13 protein-coding genes are annotated in these 14,977 nt (G+C 54.1%); 10 read left to right on the forward strand and 3 right to left on the reverse strand.

Annotated features, from left to right (window positions below; all coding sequences use genetic code 11):
- The first annotated feature begins 37 nt into the window (after nucleotides 1-37).
- Nucleotides 38-1,237 carry an MFS transporter gene (locus tag CEK60_RS18190; protein WP_089040191.1) on the forward strand — a complete coding sequence of 400 codons (1,200 nt, stop codon included), beginning with the start codon at nucleotides 38-40 and terminating at the stop codon, nucleotides 1,235-1,237.
- 7 nt (nucleotides 1,238-1,244) lie between these two features.
- On the opposite strand, the gene CEK60_RS18195 is transcribed toward CEK60_RS18190, so the two are convergent.
- On the reverse strand, nucleotides 1,245-1,940 hold the full coding sequence (locus CEK60_RS18195; protein WP_089040192.1) for an extensin-like domain-containing protein: 696 nt from the start codon (nucleotides 1,938-1,940) through the stop codon (nucleotides 1,245-1,247).
- Between the two features lie 202 nt (nucleotides 1,941-2,142).
- Between CEK60_RS18195 and gmk the strand changes: the two genes are divergently transcribed.
- From gmk to CEK60_RS18215, 4 genes are all read left to right on the forward strand, one after another.
- Nucleotides 2,143-2,775: a guanylate kinase gene (gene gmk / locus CEK60_RS18200; protein WP_038479745.1), complete on the forward strand. Its 633-nt coding sequence runs from the start codon at nucleotides 2,143-2,145 to the stop codon at nucleotides 2,773-2,775.
- Nucleotides 2,776-2,864: 89 nt separating this feature from the next.
- Nucleotides 2,865-3,125 carry a DNA-directed RNA polymerase subunit omega gene (gene rpoZ / locus CEK60_RS18205; RefSeq protein ID WP_038479742.1) on the forward strand — a complete coding sequence of 87 codons (261 nt, stop codon included), beginning with the start codon at nucleotides 2,865-2,867 and terminating at the stop codon, nucleotides 3,123-3,125.
- 44 nt (nucleotides 3,126-3,169) lie between these two features.
- Entirely contained in the window at nucleotides 3,170-5,302 is a 2,133-nt protein-coding gene (locus tag CEK60_RS18210) for a RelA/SpoT family protein (protein WP_089040193.1), read from the forward strand.
- A 137-nt stretch (nucleotides 5,303-5,439) separates the two neighbouring features.
- Nucleotides 5,440-5,829, forward strand: a complete 390-nt coding sequence (locus CEK60_RS18215) for a RidA family protein (RefSeq protein ID WP_089040194.1) — start codon at nucleotides 5,440-5,442, stop codon at nucleotides 5,827-5,829.
- 114 nt (nucleotides 5,830-5,943) lie between these two features.
- Here the strand turns inward: CEK60_RS18215 and CEK60_RS18220 are convergent, their stop codons facing one another.
- Complete coding sequence (locus CEK60_RS18220; protein WP_089040195.1) at nucleotides 5,944-6,825, reverse strand: SDR family oxidoreductase; 882 nt, start codon at nucleotides 6,823-6,825, stop codon at nucleotides 5,944-5,946.
- 149 nt (nucleotides 6,826-6,974) lie between these two features.
- Here CEK60_RS18220 and CEK60_RS18225 point away from each other — a divergent pair, with 149 nt between their 5' ends.
- Together CEK60_RS18225 and recG are read left to right on the forward strand one after the other, a co-directional pair.
- Nucleotides 6,975-7,904: a LysR substrate-binding domain-containing protein gene (locus CEK60_RS18225; RefSeq protein ID WP_089040971.1), complete on the forward strand. Its 930-nt coding sequence runs from the start codon at nucleotides 6,975-6,977 to the stop codon at nucleotides 7,902-7,904.
- Nucleotides 7,901-9,979, forward strand: coding sequence for an ATP-dependent DNA helicase RecG (gene recG, locus CEK60_RS18230; RefSeq protein WP_089040196.1), 2,079 nt, complete (start codon nucleotides 7,901-7,903; stop codon nucleotides 9,977-9,979). The genes CEK60_RS18225 and recG overlap by 4 nt, the downstream gene beginning before the upstream one ends.
- A 15-nt stretch (nucleotides 9,980-9,994) precedes the next feature.
- Here the strand turns inward: recG and yccS are convergent, their stop codons facing one another.
- Nucleotides 9,995-12,226, reverse strand: a complete 2,232-nt coding sequence (gene yccS / locus CEK60_RS18235) for a YccS family putative transporter (protein ID WP_089040197.1) — start codon at nucleotides 12,224-12,226, stop codon at nucleotides 9,995-9,997.
- Between the two features lie 231 nt (nucleotides 12,227-12,457).
- Between yccS and CEK60_RS18240 the strand changes: the two genes are divergently transcribed.
- The 3 genes from CEK60_RS18240 to CEK60_RS18250 are packed head-to-tail and all read left to right on the forward strand — an operon-like array spanning nucleotide 12,458 to nucleotide 14,925.
- Nucleotides 12,458-13,276: a DUF3100 domain-containing protein gene (locus tag CEK60_RS18240; protein ID WP_089040198.1), complete on the forward strand. Its 819-nt coding sequence runs from the start codon at nucleotides 12,458-12,460 to the stop codon at nucleotides 13,274-13,276.
- Complete coding sequence (locus tag CEK60_RS18245; RefSeq protein WP_089040199.1) at nucleotides 13,263-13,757, forward strand: hypothetical protein; 495 nt, start codon at nucleotides 13,263-13,265, stop codon at nucleotides 13,755-13,757. Before CEK60_RS18240 ends, CEK60_RS18245 begins: the two co-directional genes overlap by 14 nt.
- Before the next feature lie 10 nt (nucleotides 13,758-13,767).
- A complete protein-coding gene (locus CEK60_RS18250) occupies nucleotides 13,768-14,925 on the forward strand; it encodes a M20 aminoacylase family protein (RefSeq protein WP_089040200.1) in 1,158 nt (385 codons plus the stop codon).
- Nucleotides 14,926-14,977 lie beyond the last annotated feature (52 nt).

Consider the following 14,977-nt stretch of genomic DNA (forward strand, 5'->3'; position numbering starts at 1 on the left):
GTTAAGCAGGTGTTGAATGCGCCTGGGGGAGAAAAGTATGCAGGCGTCGTCATCGGGATTGGCACGTAACCCGCGATTGGCAGAAGTCGTGTTGGCGTTAGGCGGGTTTGGTATTGGCACCAGCGAATTCGTCATTATGGGGTTAATGAACCGTGTCGCGGAAGATCTCGCCGTTACGGTGCCACAGGTGGGCTATGCCATCAGTAGCTATGCCCTGGGTGTGGTCGTCGGTGCACCACTGATATCTGCCTTTGCAGCGCGGGTACCTAAGCGTGCGTTGCTCATTGTGCTGATGTTGGTCTTTGCCGTCGGTAATATCGCCAGTGCCATGGCACCAGGATTTTGGTCATTTGTTGGGCTGCGCTTTATCGCCGGGTTGCCGCATGGTGCTTATTTTGGCGTAGCCGCATTGGTGGCCGCGGGTGCAGTGCCAGTTGATCAGCGGGCACGCGCTATTTCACGGGTAATGATGGGCTTGACGTTGGCGATTCTGATTGGCGCGCCGTTAGGCACGTGGACAGGCAATCTGTTTGGCTGGCAAATCGCCTTTGCAGCCGTAGGCATTATTGCACTGTTGACCGCGTTATTGATTCGTCTGTGGGTACCTGTACAGCCGTTCGATGCCTTAGCAAGCCCGTTACGTGAACTGTCGGCATTGATAAAGCAGCGTGTATTGGTGACGGTGGCCATTGCCTGTATTGGCTGTGGCGGTATGTTTGCTATTTTTAGTTATGTGATGCCTACGCTTACTCAGCAAGCGGGTATGAGTGAAGCGCTGGGGCCGCTAGTGTTGGTCATCTTTGGTCTTGGCTCTATCGCTGGGAATTTGATCGGTGGTCGTGCAGCGGACAAGAACCTGATGCGCGCGATTCCCGCTACCTTGGTGTGGTGCGCAGTGATTCAGGGATTGTTCTATTTTGCTGCTAATAATGTTTGGACGGGGCTGTTATTTGTCGGATTAGTCGGTTCCAGCATGGCGCTAGCGCCAGCGCTGCAGACTCGTTTAATGGATGTGGCAGAAGATGCCCAAACGATGGCAGCTTCGCTAAACCATGCCGCTTTTAATGGAGCCAATGCGTTAGGGGCATGGTTAGCGGGACTGGTGATTAGCGCAGGTTTTAGTTGGTCGAGCACGGGGTTAGTCGGTACCGGTTTAGCGCTTTGCGGGCTAGTGATTTTTGCTTGGGGGCGCTGGCTTGAGAAACGCACTTTCGCTACGGCTGAACGTTATCAGTGAGTGTTTACTAACGACATAGCCGAAAGCCGCGCATGCCGAGGTGAAAATGATCAGCATGTGCGGCGTTGTAGTCTGGCCCCAACACGTTACCAAATGTGTCGCAGGCACCATCTCTCGCTGCTGTTAAAAACGCCCCGGTTTCGCCTTCGTTATCCCAGTGATTGATCAGCGTAACGCGCTGGCCATTTTCAAACTGAAACCCCACCACATCCAGTGCTTCAGCGGTGGCGTGTTCACTGAGCCTGCCTGTTTCGCGGCCATAGACGTTACGGCAGGCAAAGCTGCCAACGTGATTGACTTGGGCCACACGGCTACCCATGATTTCCAGGGCGGCAGGTTGAAGGGCATGGCGCTCGTACATTACCCAGGCAAGCGCCATTGGGCAGGTGGCGACAAAGCGTTGGTTAAAACGAACGCTGCTAGACTGCATACGCACGATATTCGTCAGTGGGCAGCTAGCGGTTGGGGAATAATCGGCTAAAGGTGTGTAACTAAGCTCGCTTTCTGGCACGGTGTCCAGTGCGGCTAAACAGGCACTCCGGTCATCGTTTAGACGTTTGAGCTTTAGCTGGGTGATGGGCGTTATTGGGTCATCGATATAGAGTGGCGCCCAGGGTGCCCAATGGCGGGGAATCTCAATCAAGCCTTTTTGGAACGCTACGCCTAGGGCAATTAAGCATAAAATAACGATCGTACTGCGCATAACGACCTCCTTGTGACTGCGCCGAAACGCTACAGTCCATAGCATAGGTGTGCGATACTGCGCGCTACTTTATTTGCAGAACCTTATTCGCAGTGCTTGATAAATAGTACAACGTATTGCCGTTGTGCTGTTTATCTTCATCAACGATCTTTCGCTGACTATCATTTCGCTATCTATCTTTTGCTAATTAGGGAAGCGCTTCATGTCCCAGGGTACGCTTTTTATTATTTCTGCCCCGTCGGGTGCTGGTAAAACCAGCTTGGTCCGCGAGCTGATCGAGAGCCTGGATGGCATTCAGGTCTCGGTATCACATACCACGCGAGCTAAACGCGAGGGGGAAGTGGATGGCGTGAACTACCACTTTACTCACGTAGCCGACTTTGAAGCGATGATTGAGCGCGGTGAGTTCTTTGAGTATGCCAAAGTCTTTGATAATTATTACGGTACGTCTCGCTGTGCGGCGCAAACTGTTCTGGACGCGGGGCAAGACGTTATTTTAGAGATCGACTGGCAGGGCGCTCAGCAGGTACGTGAGCAAATGCCTTCGGCAGTGTCGATTTTTATCTTGCCACCCTCGCGTAGCGAACTAGAGCGGCGTCTTTCTAGCCGCGGAACCGATGAGCACGCAGTGATTGCTCGGCGTATGCGTGATGCCGTTAGCGAAATGTCCCATTTTGATGAATATGACTACTTAGTCATCAACGATGATTTCACCACAGCACTGCAAGAGTTGCAGTCACTGGTGATCAGTCGCCGCCTAACACGTGAGGCGATGCAGGTGCGTCATGCGCCACTACTCGATGCGCTCTTGTCACAAGCGCCTAGCGTCGAGTAATCTAGCAGGTTCCATTACCACTTTTTTTGCTGGGCCCGCGGCGTTTCACCACAACGCTGGCCCAGCGTTGTCATTACAGGAAGGCCCCCATGGCTCGCGTAACCGTTGAAGATTGTCTGGAAAATGTTGAGAACCGCTTCAAACTGGTGATGATTTCTACCCAGCGCGCGCGCCAGCTTGCCCGTGGCTCCCGTGAAGCGCAACTGCCCTGGGAGAACGATAAACCTACCGTTATGGCACTGCGTGAAATTGCCGCCGGCTTGGTAAATCACACCGTGCTAGATGAGCCGGTTGAAGCCGCGGTTCGTACGCGCCCAGCAATGACGCCTACGACACATATCGACGACTAAGGTTGACTAGAGACTGGACTTAGAAGCGACTAGGGGCGCGGTAAATGTTCACCATTGATGACCTGGCCGATCGACTTGGCGGCTATTTACCTCCAGACGAAATACAGCAGGTCAAACGCGCTTTCTATTATGCCGAGCAAGCCCACGACGGCCAGCGCCGTCGCTCTGGTGAGCCGTATGTGACCCATCCGTTAGCGGTCGCTAATATATTGGCTAATATGCACATGGACCATCAAAGCTTGATGGCGGCCATGCTGCACGATGTCATTGAAGATACGGGTGTCTCGAAAAAGGCGCTGTCTGCGCAGTTTGGTAAGCCTGTCGCCGAACTGGTGGATGGTGTTTCCAAGCTGACCCAGATCACCTTTGAAGACAAAGCCGTCGCCCAGGCGGAAAATTTCCAGAAGATGGTGTTAGCGATGTCGCGGGATATCCGCGTCATCATCGTAAAATTGGCTGACCGTCTGCATAACATGCGCACACTGGGAGCATTGCGCCCAGATAAAAAGCGCCGTATTGCCCGAGAAACGCTGGAAATTTATGCCCGTATCGCGGGACGTTTAGGTATCAATACGATTCGTGTTGAACTTGAAGATCTCTCTTTCCAGGCTATTCACCCAATGCGTTCAGAACGCATCAAGCGCGCGGTCGCCAGCGCGCGGGGGAACCGCCGTAGTGCGATGCGAGAAATTCAGTCGTCGCTACAGCAGAGTCTGGACGATGAAGGGCTTAAAGGCACCGTGATCGGTAGACAGAAACATCTGCTGTCGATTTATAAAAAGATGCGCGACCAGCGTAAGCCGTTCGCGGAAATTATGGATGTCTTCGGCTTCCGCATCATTACCGAAGATGTCGCTAGCTGCTATCGCATCTTAGGCGTGGTGCATAATCTTTATAAGCCCGTGCCAGGGCGATTTAAAGATTATATCGCTATCCCGAAAGCCAACGGCTATCAAAGTCTTCATACTACGCTGTTTGGTCAGGGTGGGATGCCCATTGAAGTGCAGATCCGCACCCGTGAGATGGAGGCGATGGCTAATAATGGCATCGCTGCCCACTGGCTCTATAAAGCAGGGCAAACCACCCACCCCATTGCCGAAGGCAGCCATGCCCGCGCCCGCGCTTGGGTAAAGGGGCTGCTCGAAATGCAGCGCCATGCGGGTGACTCGCTAGAGTTTATTGAGCACGTCAAAAACGACCTTTTCCCAGACGATATCTACGTATTTACCCCCAAAGGCGACATCATGGAGCTGCCTCAGGGCGCAACGGTGATCGACTTTGCTTACAGCGTACACACCGATATTGGCAATAACTGCATTGCTTGTCGTATTGATCGCCATTTAGCCCCGCTCTCGACGCGTCTTGAAAGTGGCCAAACGCTGGAAATTATTACTGCTCCTGGGGCACGGCCTAACTTGGCATGGCTCAACTTCGTCACGACAGCAAAAGCGCGTTCCGCGATACGTCATGCATTGAAGCACCAGCAGCAGGCAGAAGCGGTTATCTTAGGGCGACGGCTGTTGAATAAAGCGCTGGCGCCGTTTGAAACCAGTCTGGAAGAGCTTAATGACAGTGTTTTTGCTAAAGCATTGAAAGAGCTGGACGTCGTTTCGCTAGATGCTTTGTTAGAGTCACTTGGCTTGGGCAATCGCATGGCCCATGTGGTGGCACGGCGCTTGGTTGATGTCTCCAATGGCGGCAATTCTGACTACGTTCTCAGCGGGGATAGTGAAAAAGCCGTCGTTATCAGCGGTAGCGAAGGAATGGTGATTAATTTTGCCCGCTGCTGTCATCCGTTACCGGGCGACCCCGTTGTCGGCCACTTATCCGTTGGCAAGGGGCTGGTGGTGCATCGCAGTGAGTGCAAAAACCTCGGTGATCGCAAAAACGACCCAGAGAAGCTGTTTGCTCTTGAGTGGTCGGACAGTATAGATGAAGACTTCCCGGTCGCGCTGCGCATTGAAATTGAGAGCCGTCGTGGGCTGGTGGCCGAGCTGGCGGGCGTGGTGACCGATGCCGACGCTAATATCGAGCGTATCGGCATTGAAGAGCGTGATGCGCGGCTTTCAATCGTTAATTTAACCTTATCGGTAAAAGGCCGAGTGCATCTTGCGCGCATTATTAAGCGTATTCGCAACCTTCCTAATGTCGGCAAAATAACCAGAATGACCAATTAATCACCCGTTAGTAGGCTGCTGGCGATGGGCTGGCAGCAACTGCTATGGCGGACCATTACAATTAATGTTTAACGCTATCATCCTATCTACAACTTACCTCTAAAAATATATTAAACACGACAGGAGAGTGCTATCTCATGAGCAACAAAGCAGTTATTAATACTGAAAAAGCCCCCGCTGCAATCGGCCCTTACTCTCAAGCGATTAAGGCTGGCAACACAGTGTATATGTCGGGCCAGATCCCGCTGAACCCAGAGACAATGGAAATTATCTCTGACGACTTTGAGGCGCAGGCGCGCCAAGTATTTACCAATCTGCAGGCGGTGTGTGAAGAGGCTGCCGGTACGCTTGGCGATATCGTCAAACTCAACTTATACCTGGTTGATTTGGATAACTTTGCGATCGTAAACAAGGTGATGGAAGAGTTCTTCTCGTCGCCTTTCCCTGCCCGTGCAGCGGTCGGCGTCAAAGCGTTACCCAAAGGCAGCCAAGTAGAAGCAGAAGCTGTGATGGTCATTGGCGACTAAGCCTCTGAGCTGAATGTCTTCAGCAACTGTCTTCACCAAAAACGGGCGAGCACTCTATCATCAAGTGCCCGCTCTTTTTTTGAGGTTAGTACAAAGGAGTTAGCGCCGAAACGATTAGGCTTTTTGTGGCGCTAAGAAGCCGCCCTCTTTTAGCACCTGTGCGTAGCCTTCTTTGTAGGTCGGATAGCGGAATTCATAACCCGTTTCACGGATACGGCTATTATCGCAGCGTTTGCTGGTGCGACGGCGCAGTGGTGACTGCATGGTCTCGGTAGATTCAACCTTGAGCTGTTTGGCTAACCACGCCATCACGTTATGCAGGGTGACGGGCTCGCAGTCGCTAGCTAGGTAAAGGTCGGCGAGTGGCGCGCCTTTTTCCTGACAACGAATTAAGTGCGCCAGAATACCGGTGCAGTCATCACGGTGAATACGGTTGGAGTAGCTGACTGGCGTGACAGCGGCAATGCGGCCTTCCGCGACCTGATGAATCAAACGATCACGCCCAGGGCCGTAAATACCCGAAAAGCGCACGACTGTGCCGGGGATTGAATGGTTAATCAGCGCTTGTTCGGCATCGCACATCAGCTTGCCAGAAAAGCTGGTTGATCCGGTTGGGCTGTCTTCGCTAACAACCTCGCCTTCCTGCTGGCCATAAACACTGGTCGACGACACAAAAAAGATGCGTTTCGGCGGCGTTTTATGCTGATCCAGCACGCCAAGCACACGATTAAGGCCATCCGGATAGGCGCTTTGGTAGGCACTTTCTTCGAAACGGTCAGCGCTGACGGAATAAATAACGTAGTCAGCGTGAGGCAGGGCGTCAGCACCAGCGCCTTCAAGATCGTTAAGATCAAGCGCCAACGGCTCAATGCCGGTGTCTTTTAATGCCTCGACATGACGGCGCACGCCGATAACATGGTGGCCTTCGCTGAGTAGCTCGCGTCCGAGCGTTATGCCGATATCTCCGCAGCCAATAATCAGTACCGTTAGCTTCACCTTGGTCACTCCTCTTGATTAATATTCCCTATCAGATACAAAGTCCCTATGAGATGTGCCATCTTCAATAGGGTTTGTTTGTCCTTTTCCATCTCGCTATCACGATGACCTGTAACGAGCTGCAACGAGAGGATGCCACTGGCACCACTATGACTTTAACAGAACTACGCTACATCGTAACCCTTGCCCAAGAACGTCACTTTGGTCGTGCCGCCGAACGCTGCCATGTTTCGCAGCCAACGCTCTCGGTGGCGGTAAAAAAGCTCGAAGACGAGCTTGATACACCGTTGTTTGAACGTTCCAAATCAACCGTGCAGGTCACCCCGTTGGGAGAGAAAATCGTTGCTCAAGCCCAGCGCGTGCTGGAGCAGAGCCGACTTATCTACGAAATGGCGAATGCTGGCAAAGACCAGTTGGCTAACCCGCTGCGCATTGGCGCAATTTATACGATTGGCCCCTACTTATTCCCCCATCTAGTGCCAGCACTGGCTAGTGCCGCACCGCAAATGCCGTTGTATATCGAAGAAGGCATGACCGGCTCTCTGCGGGCAAAGTTACGCAGTGGCGAGCTGGATGTCATTATTGTGGCGCTGCCTTTCACAGAGACCGACGTAGTTACCAAGCCGATTTACGATGAGCATTTTGAGGTATTGATACCTGCCAGCCATCGCTGGGTAAGTCGTGACGCGATCCACAAAGAGGATTTGTTAGAAGAGCGCTTGTTGCTGCTGGGGGAAGGGCACTGCTTCCGCGATCAAATTTTAGAAGCCTGTCCGGCGATTACCCAAAAGCTTAACAGCCCCAATAATACGCTGATTGCTGAGGGTGGTTCATTGGAAACCATTCGCCATATGGTGGCATCTAAATTAGGAATTACGGTACTGCCACAGTCGGCGCTAGGCACTGATCAGTATGAAAATGCCATGCTGGTGAGTCGGCCCTTTGTTGAGCCCGCGCCTTCGCGCACCGTTGCCATTGCGTGGCGGGCAAGCTTTCCTCGCCCCAAAGCAATTGATGCGTTAGCCAAGGCGATTAGCCAATGTCAGCAACCTGTACACACTGCTAGTCCGTCCTCATGAGTGACCTTTCTGCACCGGTTTCGTCGCTGAAAGGGGTTGGTGAGGCGCTTGCGCTAAAGTTGGCGCGATTGGGAATAGACTGCGTAAGCGACCTGCTATTTCACCTGCCGTTGCGCTACCAGGACCGTACACGGCTAACGCCCATTGGCCTGCTGCGCGCAGGGAGTGAGGCGGTGATAGAAGGGGAAGTCACCGCGTGCGATGTTGTGAAGGGGCGTCGGCGTAGTTTGTTAGTCAGAGTGCGTGATGGAAGCGGTATTTTAAGCCTGCGTTTTTTTCATTTTTCGCCTGCTCAGCAGCAACAGATGCGCCCCGGTGTTACGGTGCGTGCATTTGGGGAAGCGCGCGCGGGGGCAACAGGGCTGGAAATTTACCATCCTGAGTACCGGCTAAGCGGCGGTAACGATACACCGGTTGAGGAGTATTTCACGCCGATTTACCCGACCACTGAAGGGTTGCATCAGACGCGTTTGCGCGCACTTACCCAGCAAGCGCTTGCGCTACTGCAGCGCTCCCCTGAGTTACTTCCGGACGTTATTCCAGATGCCCTGCGCCAGCGGTTCAACTTGCCTGGGTTACACGCTAGCCTGCAACTGCTACATCAACCGCCACCGGATGTGGACATTGAGCAGCTTGCCCACGGCCATCATCCCGCCACACGTAGGCTGGCGCTGGAAGAGCTATTGGCCCACCAACTCAGCCTGCGTGAAGTGCGGTTACGTATTCAGGCCGATGGTGCGCCATCGCTGCCGTCGGGCCGCAGCCTGCAAACCCGATTCTTAGCCCAGCTGCCGTTTGCCCTTACCGGTGCGCAGCGCCGCGTGCTGGAAGAAATTACCTTAGACCTTGCGCGGCCCGCCCCGATGCTGCGGCTTGTGCAGGGCGACGTCGGCTCGGGGAAGACGGTCGTTGCGGCGATGGCGGCGCTTTCAGCGCTAGCGGGCAATTGCCAGGCGGCGATGATGGCTCCCACGGAAATTCTTGCTGAACAGCACTATCGGGCGTTTAAAGCCTGGTTTGAACCGCTGGGCATCGAAGTGGCTTGGTTGGCAGGTAAGCTCAAAGGTAAAGCGCGGTTAGATGCCAAAGCCGCTATTGCCGATGGCCGTGCGCGCATGGTGGTGGGTACTCACGCGCTGTTTCAGAGCGACGTACATTTTCAGTGTTTAGGGTTGGCAATTATTGATGAACAGCATCGCTTTGGGGTTCATCAACGCTTGGCACTGCGCGAGAAAGGCGAAGCGGGCGGGCTAACACCCCACCAACTAATCATGACCGCTACACCAATTCCTCGCACGCTGGCCATGAGTGCTTACGCGGATTTGGATGTATCGGTAATTGATGAGTTGCCGCCGGGGCGTACGCCGGTTAAAACAGTAGTGGTGTCTGATGAGCGGCGGCCTGAAGTGGTCGAACGCATTCGCAATGCCTGCAGTGATGGGCGTCAGGCCTATTGGGTGTGTACGCTGATTGAAGAGTCTGAGGTGCTGCAGTGTCAGGCCGCCGAAGTCACTCGCGATGAACTAACCCAGGCGCTGCCTGAACTCGCTATTGGTCTGATTCATGGGCGTATGAAGGCCAGCGAAAAAGTCACGGTGATGGAGGCCTTCAAAACGGGCGAACTCGACCTGCTGGTGGCCACTACCGTTATTGAAGTGGGCGTAGATGTCCCCAATGCCAGCCTGATGATTATCGAAAACCCGGAACGCTTGGGACTTTCTCAACTGCACCAGCTGCGCGGCAGGGTGGGGCGCGGCAGCACGGAAAGCTTCTGTGTGTTGCTTTACCACCCGCCGCTTTCGAAAAGCTCTCGGGAACGCCTGGGGGTAATGCGTGAAACCACCGACGGTTTCCGTATTGCCGAAAAGGACTTGGAAATTCGTGGCCCCGGGGAAGTGCTCGGCACTCGCCAAACCGGCCTTGCCCAAATGAAAATTGCTGATCTTGAGCGTGACGCCGACCAGCTAGAGCGCGTTACCGCCCTTGCCCAGGCGCTTCAAGGCAACACTGAGGTCACCGCCGTATTAGTGCGGCGCTGGTTAGGCGAAGCCGCCGGGCGCTATGGGCAGGTGTAGGGAGTAATACAGCGCTTAAGCTGCGGTGCTCGCTTCTTGGTGACTCTCTACTGGTGTCTCCGTTAAGCGGTTGGCGGCTTCACCAAGGGGGCCTAGCTGTGCGGCAATCAGGCGTAGCTGGCTTTGGATGGGACGGTAAAGGGCAATGGCGTTTTCGTCCCCCTCTGAGCCCTTCTTATCGAAGGAATCTGAGGCATTCTGCTCTAGCTGCGCGAGGAGGTCGTTGACTTGATCAGCTAAGGGCGTGATGGGTTGGCGCTTGTTGAGCTGTTCTGCCAGTTGTTCCAGCAGCTCGCTGATGCGCTTGGCAAGGGGCACTAAGGCGGCGTCGTCCTCGTCTTCAGCCAACTGATGGCGGTGAGCGCCAAGGGCCGATAAGTGGCTTAGCAGCGTGTTAGACAGCACTAGAAAGCGTAGGCCGCTGTCGGCGTCCTGTTTGCGATAGTGACCTGGCTCGTGGAGCATATTGGTGAGCAGTGTTGAGAGCGCTGCATCGGCATTATGAGCATTACGGCGGGCTAACCGGTAAGCCAAATCGTCCTGCTTTCCCTCTTCATACTGGTGAACGATTTCATCCAAATAACGGCGGTGGTTGGTGAGGACTTTTGCGGCTTCCCGATACAGCCGACGCCCTTGCCAGTCAGGCAGAATAAAAAATACCGCTAGCCCGGCAATCAACGAACCCACCAAGGTATCCAATAGCCTAGGTAAGATCAGATTAAAACCGTCGCCGACCTGGTTAAAGCTGCACAGTACCAGCAGCGTGATAGAGGCGGTGGCGATAACGTAGTGGCGCTCGCGGTTGGCAAAAAAACAAACGCCCGCGGCCACCGCAATCATGCTTTGTATGCTGGCTTGGGGGAACAAGCTAATGGATGCCCAACCTGCAATGAGACCAAGCACTGTGCCGAGGATGCGCTGTGACAGAAAACGACGCGTGGTGGCAAAGTTAGGGCGACAGACGAACAGCGTGGTGAGCAAGATCCAAAACCCCTGCTCGGGGTCAAGCCACTGGAGCAGCCCATAACCCACTAGCAGCGCGGTGGATAAGCGCACCGCATGGCGAAACGTGGGTGAGCCCAGCGTCAAATTTAGCTGAACGCGTTTCCACGCTTCTAGCACGCTAGAGGGGGAGCGGTCGTAAAGCGAGCTATCACGACGATCATCGTCGGTGTCTGGGTTGTGAGCACTGGCAATCTGAGCTTCCAGGATAGACAGGTTATCGGCAAGTGCATTGAGCGGGTGGATAAGCGGACGCCATTCCGGCTTACCGTGCTCGCTTAGGTTGTCGATAGAAGCGCGTAGATCGGCCAGTGCCTGCTCACTCTGCTCATGGCCAAATGGGCGGTTAAGCAACAACGATTTGGCTAGCTGGCGGCAGGCGCGACCTTGCTGGTCTAAGAGTCGTTGGCAACGAAACAGCACGTCGTGGTGAAAAAATGCTTCGGTGAGCGCGCTATACGGATAGTGGGTCGAGCTTGCCCGCTCGTGTATATCCTGGGCGATAAAGTAAATCTGTAAGTAGCGGTTCAGCTTGCGGCTGCCACGCTGCCCCTCTAAGCGGCGAAAAATCATCTCTTTTGCTTGGTTGAGGGCATCGACGACTTTGCCGTTTTGCCTAGCTAGCGCCACGCGACGCGCCTCTAGATCGACACCGCGGACAGGCTCAAACAGCGCCGACTTCAAGATTAAAAACTCACCTAGCGCTTTATATACCCGCGCCATGCTTTGTTTAACTGGCTGGCGCGAAAAAAGGGCGCACCATAGGATTGAGATAACCCCGTACCACGCGGCTCCTGCAAGTAGCAGCAACTGCCGGGAAGCCACATCTTCATCCACGCCACCGTGCTGTTCAATGTTGATCATTGAGTAGATCGACAGGATTAACGTGCCCGACGCAATGGTCGCGTACCGCTGACCAATGGCACCCAGCATAATTAACGTGAAGGTAGAAACTGCCAGCCCAACTGCAAACAGCCACGGCCAGGGGAAAAGCCACTGAACGACAAACGAGGCCGAGGCAAAGCAAGCAAGTGTCACCACCAGCGCCTGTAAGCGCCCCTGCCAACTGTCATCGGTTTCAGAAAGCGCGCTCGCAATAATGCCCAAAAACAGCGGAATCACCAGCGCGATGTCACCTGCAAAACCGCTAAACAGCAGCGCCCCGCTGAACGCGATAAACACGCGCAGGCTGTAGGCAAACTTATCTAGGGTCCATAGGCGCCGCAAAGGCAATGAAATAGGCATAAAGGCTCTGGTGAGTGAGTTTTATACTTTAGTATAACATAGGGTTGGTAGGTGTAGGTGCCATACTCCTCTCTCAACCCCTTCAACGTTAGGCCATTGTCGCTTTAATTTATTATTGTCCTCTAGTCCAAACTGTAGGAGTGTTCTAAAAAATAGCGCACTAAGGTCCTATGATTGGAACGGCAACCTTTCGATACTCGGAGTGACTCTAAAAAAAACAGGGACACTCTTATGGATCTCAAGTTATTGCTGGATTGGCGTCTTCACCTTACGGTGATAGTGACGTCGATGTTTGCCGAGTGGGTCGGCATCGTGCGTATTCCTCTCGGGCCGGGAACACTACTGTTACTACCGCTGCTCTACGCTTTTGTGATCGGCGTACTGTTTAACCCTCATCTTTTCTCGGCAATGGGCAAGGTGATTCCCAAGCCGGTCAGCAATGCGGCTGGCCCGATTATTCTCATTGCCATCTTGCCGTTTATCGCCAAATTTGGTTCCACCATTGGCCCTGCGATCGAACAGATTATCGCTGCTGGCCCCGCGCTGATACTCCAAGAGTTAGGCAATCTGGGCACCATGCTGATAGCGCTGCCCTTTGCAGTATTAGTCCTCAAGATGGGCCGTGAAGCGATTGGCGCTACCTACTCTATCGCCCGTGAACCCAATATTGCCATTATTTCAGACCGTTACGGGCTAAGAAGCCCTGAGGGTATCGGGATTATGGGGGTGTACGTTGTGGGCACCATGTTCGGTACGCTCTACTTCGCCTTAATGGCGGGCTATATCGCGTCGCTGGATATTCTTGATATTCGCGCTTTGGCCATGGCCTGTGGGGTGGGCAGTGGCAGTATGGTGGCGGCGTGTTCGGCAGCTTTAGCCGAAGCAGTACCGGCATCTAAGGACGAACTACTCGCCTTTGCCGGGGCAAGCAACCTGCTTACCTACGCTACCGGTCTGTATATCTCTCTATTTATCGCGCTACCGATCACCGAGTGGATGTACAAGCGCTTAAATGGCTCGCGCCAGGAGGTTAGCCATGAAAACTCATGAGAGCCCAATCGATCAGTTCGATGCTGAGGCGTTAAAAGAGCTGCGCCCGGAAAATCAGCTGGGTAAAACCGCGTTGGTTCTGGCAGCGGTGTGTGTGGCGGCGTGGTTTAGCAATATCGTCAACGGTTCGCCTTTATTAGACGCGCTGCCCGGCATGTTGATTCTCTATGTCATGGTGATTATCGGCTTGGTGGTTGGGCGGTTTTGTCCTTTTTACCTGCCCAGCGTGGCCTGGGTGTCGCTGATTAGCATTATCGCGACGCTGCCGTTCTTCCCCGGTAATGGTTGGATCATCGCACGGCTGGCTGAAGTGGATTTCCTGGCAGTGGTCACACCGGTATTGGCCTACGCAGGGCTGGCGCTTACCGGACGTGAGTTCGCCATGTTCAAGCAAACCGGCTGGAAGCTGGTAGTGGTAGCGCTGTTAGTATTTACCGGTACCTTTATTGGCTCTGCCGTTGTCGCTCACGTGATGCTTTAAGGATAAGACGATGACTGCTTCAGTAGACTTACCGGATAGCGCAGAACTAAAAGCGTGGCGCCATGATTTCCACCAGCATCCGGAAACCGCGTTTGAGGAGCACCGCACCAGTGCGCGTATTGCCGAGCTACTAACTGAGTGGGGTTTTGAGGTAACCACTGGGATTGCCGGAACAGGTGTCGTAGCCACTCTGGATGGTCAGCAAGGGGAAGGCAAAACCATCGGCCTACGGGCCGATATCGACGCCTTGGATATTGGTGAAGAGACCCAGCTTGCCTACGCCTCGCAAACGCCCGGCAAAATGCATGCCTGCGGCCACGATGGTCATACCACGATGCTATTGGGCGCTGCCTGGGCGTTAAAGCAGCAGCCTGATTTCAAAGGCCGGGTGGTGTTCATCTTTCAACCCGCCGAAGAGAACGCAGGCGGCGGGCGGGTGATGGTTGAAGAGGGGCTGTTTGAACGCTTTCCCATGGATGCCGTGTACGGCCTGCACAACTGGCCGGGGCTGCCGGTAGGTGTTGCCGCAGTTCACGATACCGACGTCATGGCCGCCTTTGATATCTTTAGCCTGACGCTGACTGGCAAGGGCTGCCATGCGGCGATGCCCCATTTAGGTACTGATACGGTGTTGGCGAGCTGCCAACTGATTAGCCAACTGCAAGGGTTGGTGAGTCGCGAAACGCCGCCTGATAAAGCAGCCGTGCTGAGTATTACCAGTATTAACGCCGGTGATACCTTCAACGTGATTCCCGAGCAGGTGGCGCTGCGCGGCACGCTGCGTTGTTTTGATATGGCACACAAAGAGCATTTGGAAGCGCGCTTTAAGCAAGCGATTACCAGCTTAGCTGAGTTCCATGGTTTAACCGTTGAACTGGACTACCAGCGCTGCTATCCCGCCACTATCAATACCCCTGAACATGCTCAGTACTGCGCCTCGGTGCTGGAAAACTTACTCGGTAGTGGCAACGTGATCCGCAACCCGCCACCCAGCATGGCGTCTGAGGATTTCTCATTCCTGCTTGCCGAGCGCCCAGGTGCCTATATATGGATGGGCAATGGCGAGGAGTCCGCTTCGTTGCATAACCCGCACTATGACTTCAACGATGCATTGCTGCCTCTGGGGGCGCGCTACTGGGTGGAGCTGGTAAGGGCGTTACTCGTCTAAATTCCTGACTTAATACACGTTATTCGCTCTCTGATGCCCACTGGGTAGGGGA

The sequence above is a fragment of the Halomonas sp. N3-2A genome (genome assembly GCF_002216165.1).
In the GTDB taxonomy this organism is placed as follows: domain Bacteria; phylum Pseudomonadota; class Gammaproteobacteria; order Pseudomonadales; family Halomonadaceae; genus Vreelandella.

Coding starts and splice junctions, on each gene's coding strand:
- CEK60_RS18190 (WP_089040191.1), top strand. CDS start 38: ATGCAGGCGTCGTCATCGGGATTGGCACGTAACCCGCGATTGGCAGAA.
- CEK60_RS18195 (WP_089040192.1), bottom strand. CDS start 1,940: ATGCGCAGTACGATCGTTATTTTATGCTTAATTGCCCTAGGCGTAGCG.
- gmk (WP_038479745.1), top strand. CDS start 2,143: ATGTCCCAGGGTACGCTTTTTATTATTTCTGCCCCGTCGGGTGCTGGT.
- rpoZ (WP_038479742.1), top strand. CDS start 2,865: ATGGCTCGCGTAACCGTTGAAGATTGTCTGGAAAATGTTGAGAACCGC.
- CEK60_RS18210 (WP_089040193.1), top strand. CDS start 3,170: ATGTTCACCATTGATGACCTGGCCGATCGACTTGGCGGCTATTTACCT.
- CEK60_RS18215 (WP_089040194.1), top strand. CDS start 5,440: ATGAGCAACAAAGCAGTTATTAATACTGAAAAAGCCCCCGCTGCAATC.
- CEK60_RS18225 (WP_089040971.1), top strand. CDS start 6,975: ATGACTTTAACAGAACTACGCTACATCGTAACCCTTGCCCAAGAACGT.
- recG (WP_089040196.1), top strand. CDS start 7,901: ATGAGTGACCTTTCTGCACCGGTTTCGTCGCTGAAAGGGGTTGGTGAG.
- yccS (WP_089040197.1), bottom strand. CDS start 12,226: ATGCCTATTTCATTGCCTTTGCGGCGCCTATGGACCCTAGATAAGTTT.
- CEK60_RS18240 (WP_089040198.1), top strand. CDS start 12,458: ATGGATCTCAAGTTATTGCTGGATTGGCGTCTTCACCTTACGGTGATA.
- CEK60_RS18245 (WP_089040199.1), top strand. CDS start 13,263: ATGAAAACTCATGAGAGCCCAATCGATCAGTTCGATGCTGAGGCGTTA.
- CEK60_RS18250 (WP_089040200.1), top strand. CDS start 13,768: ATGACTGCTTCAGTAGACTTACCGGATAGCGCAGAACTAAAAGCGTGG.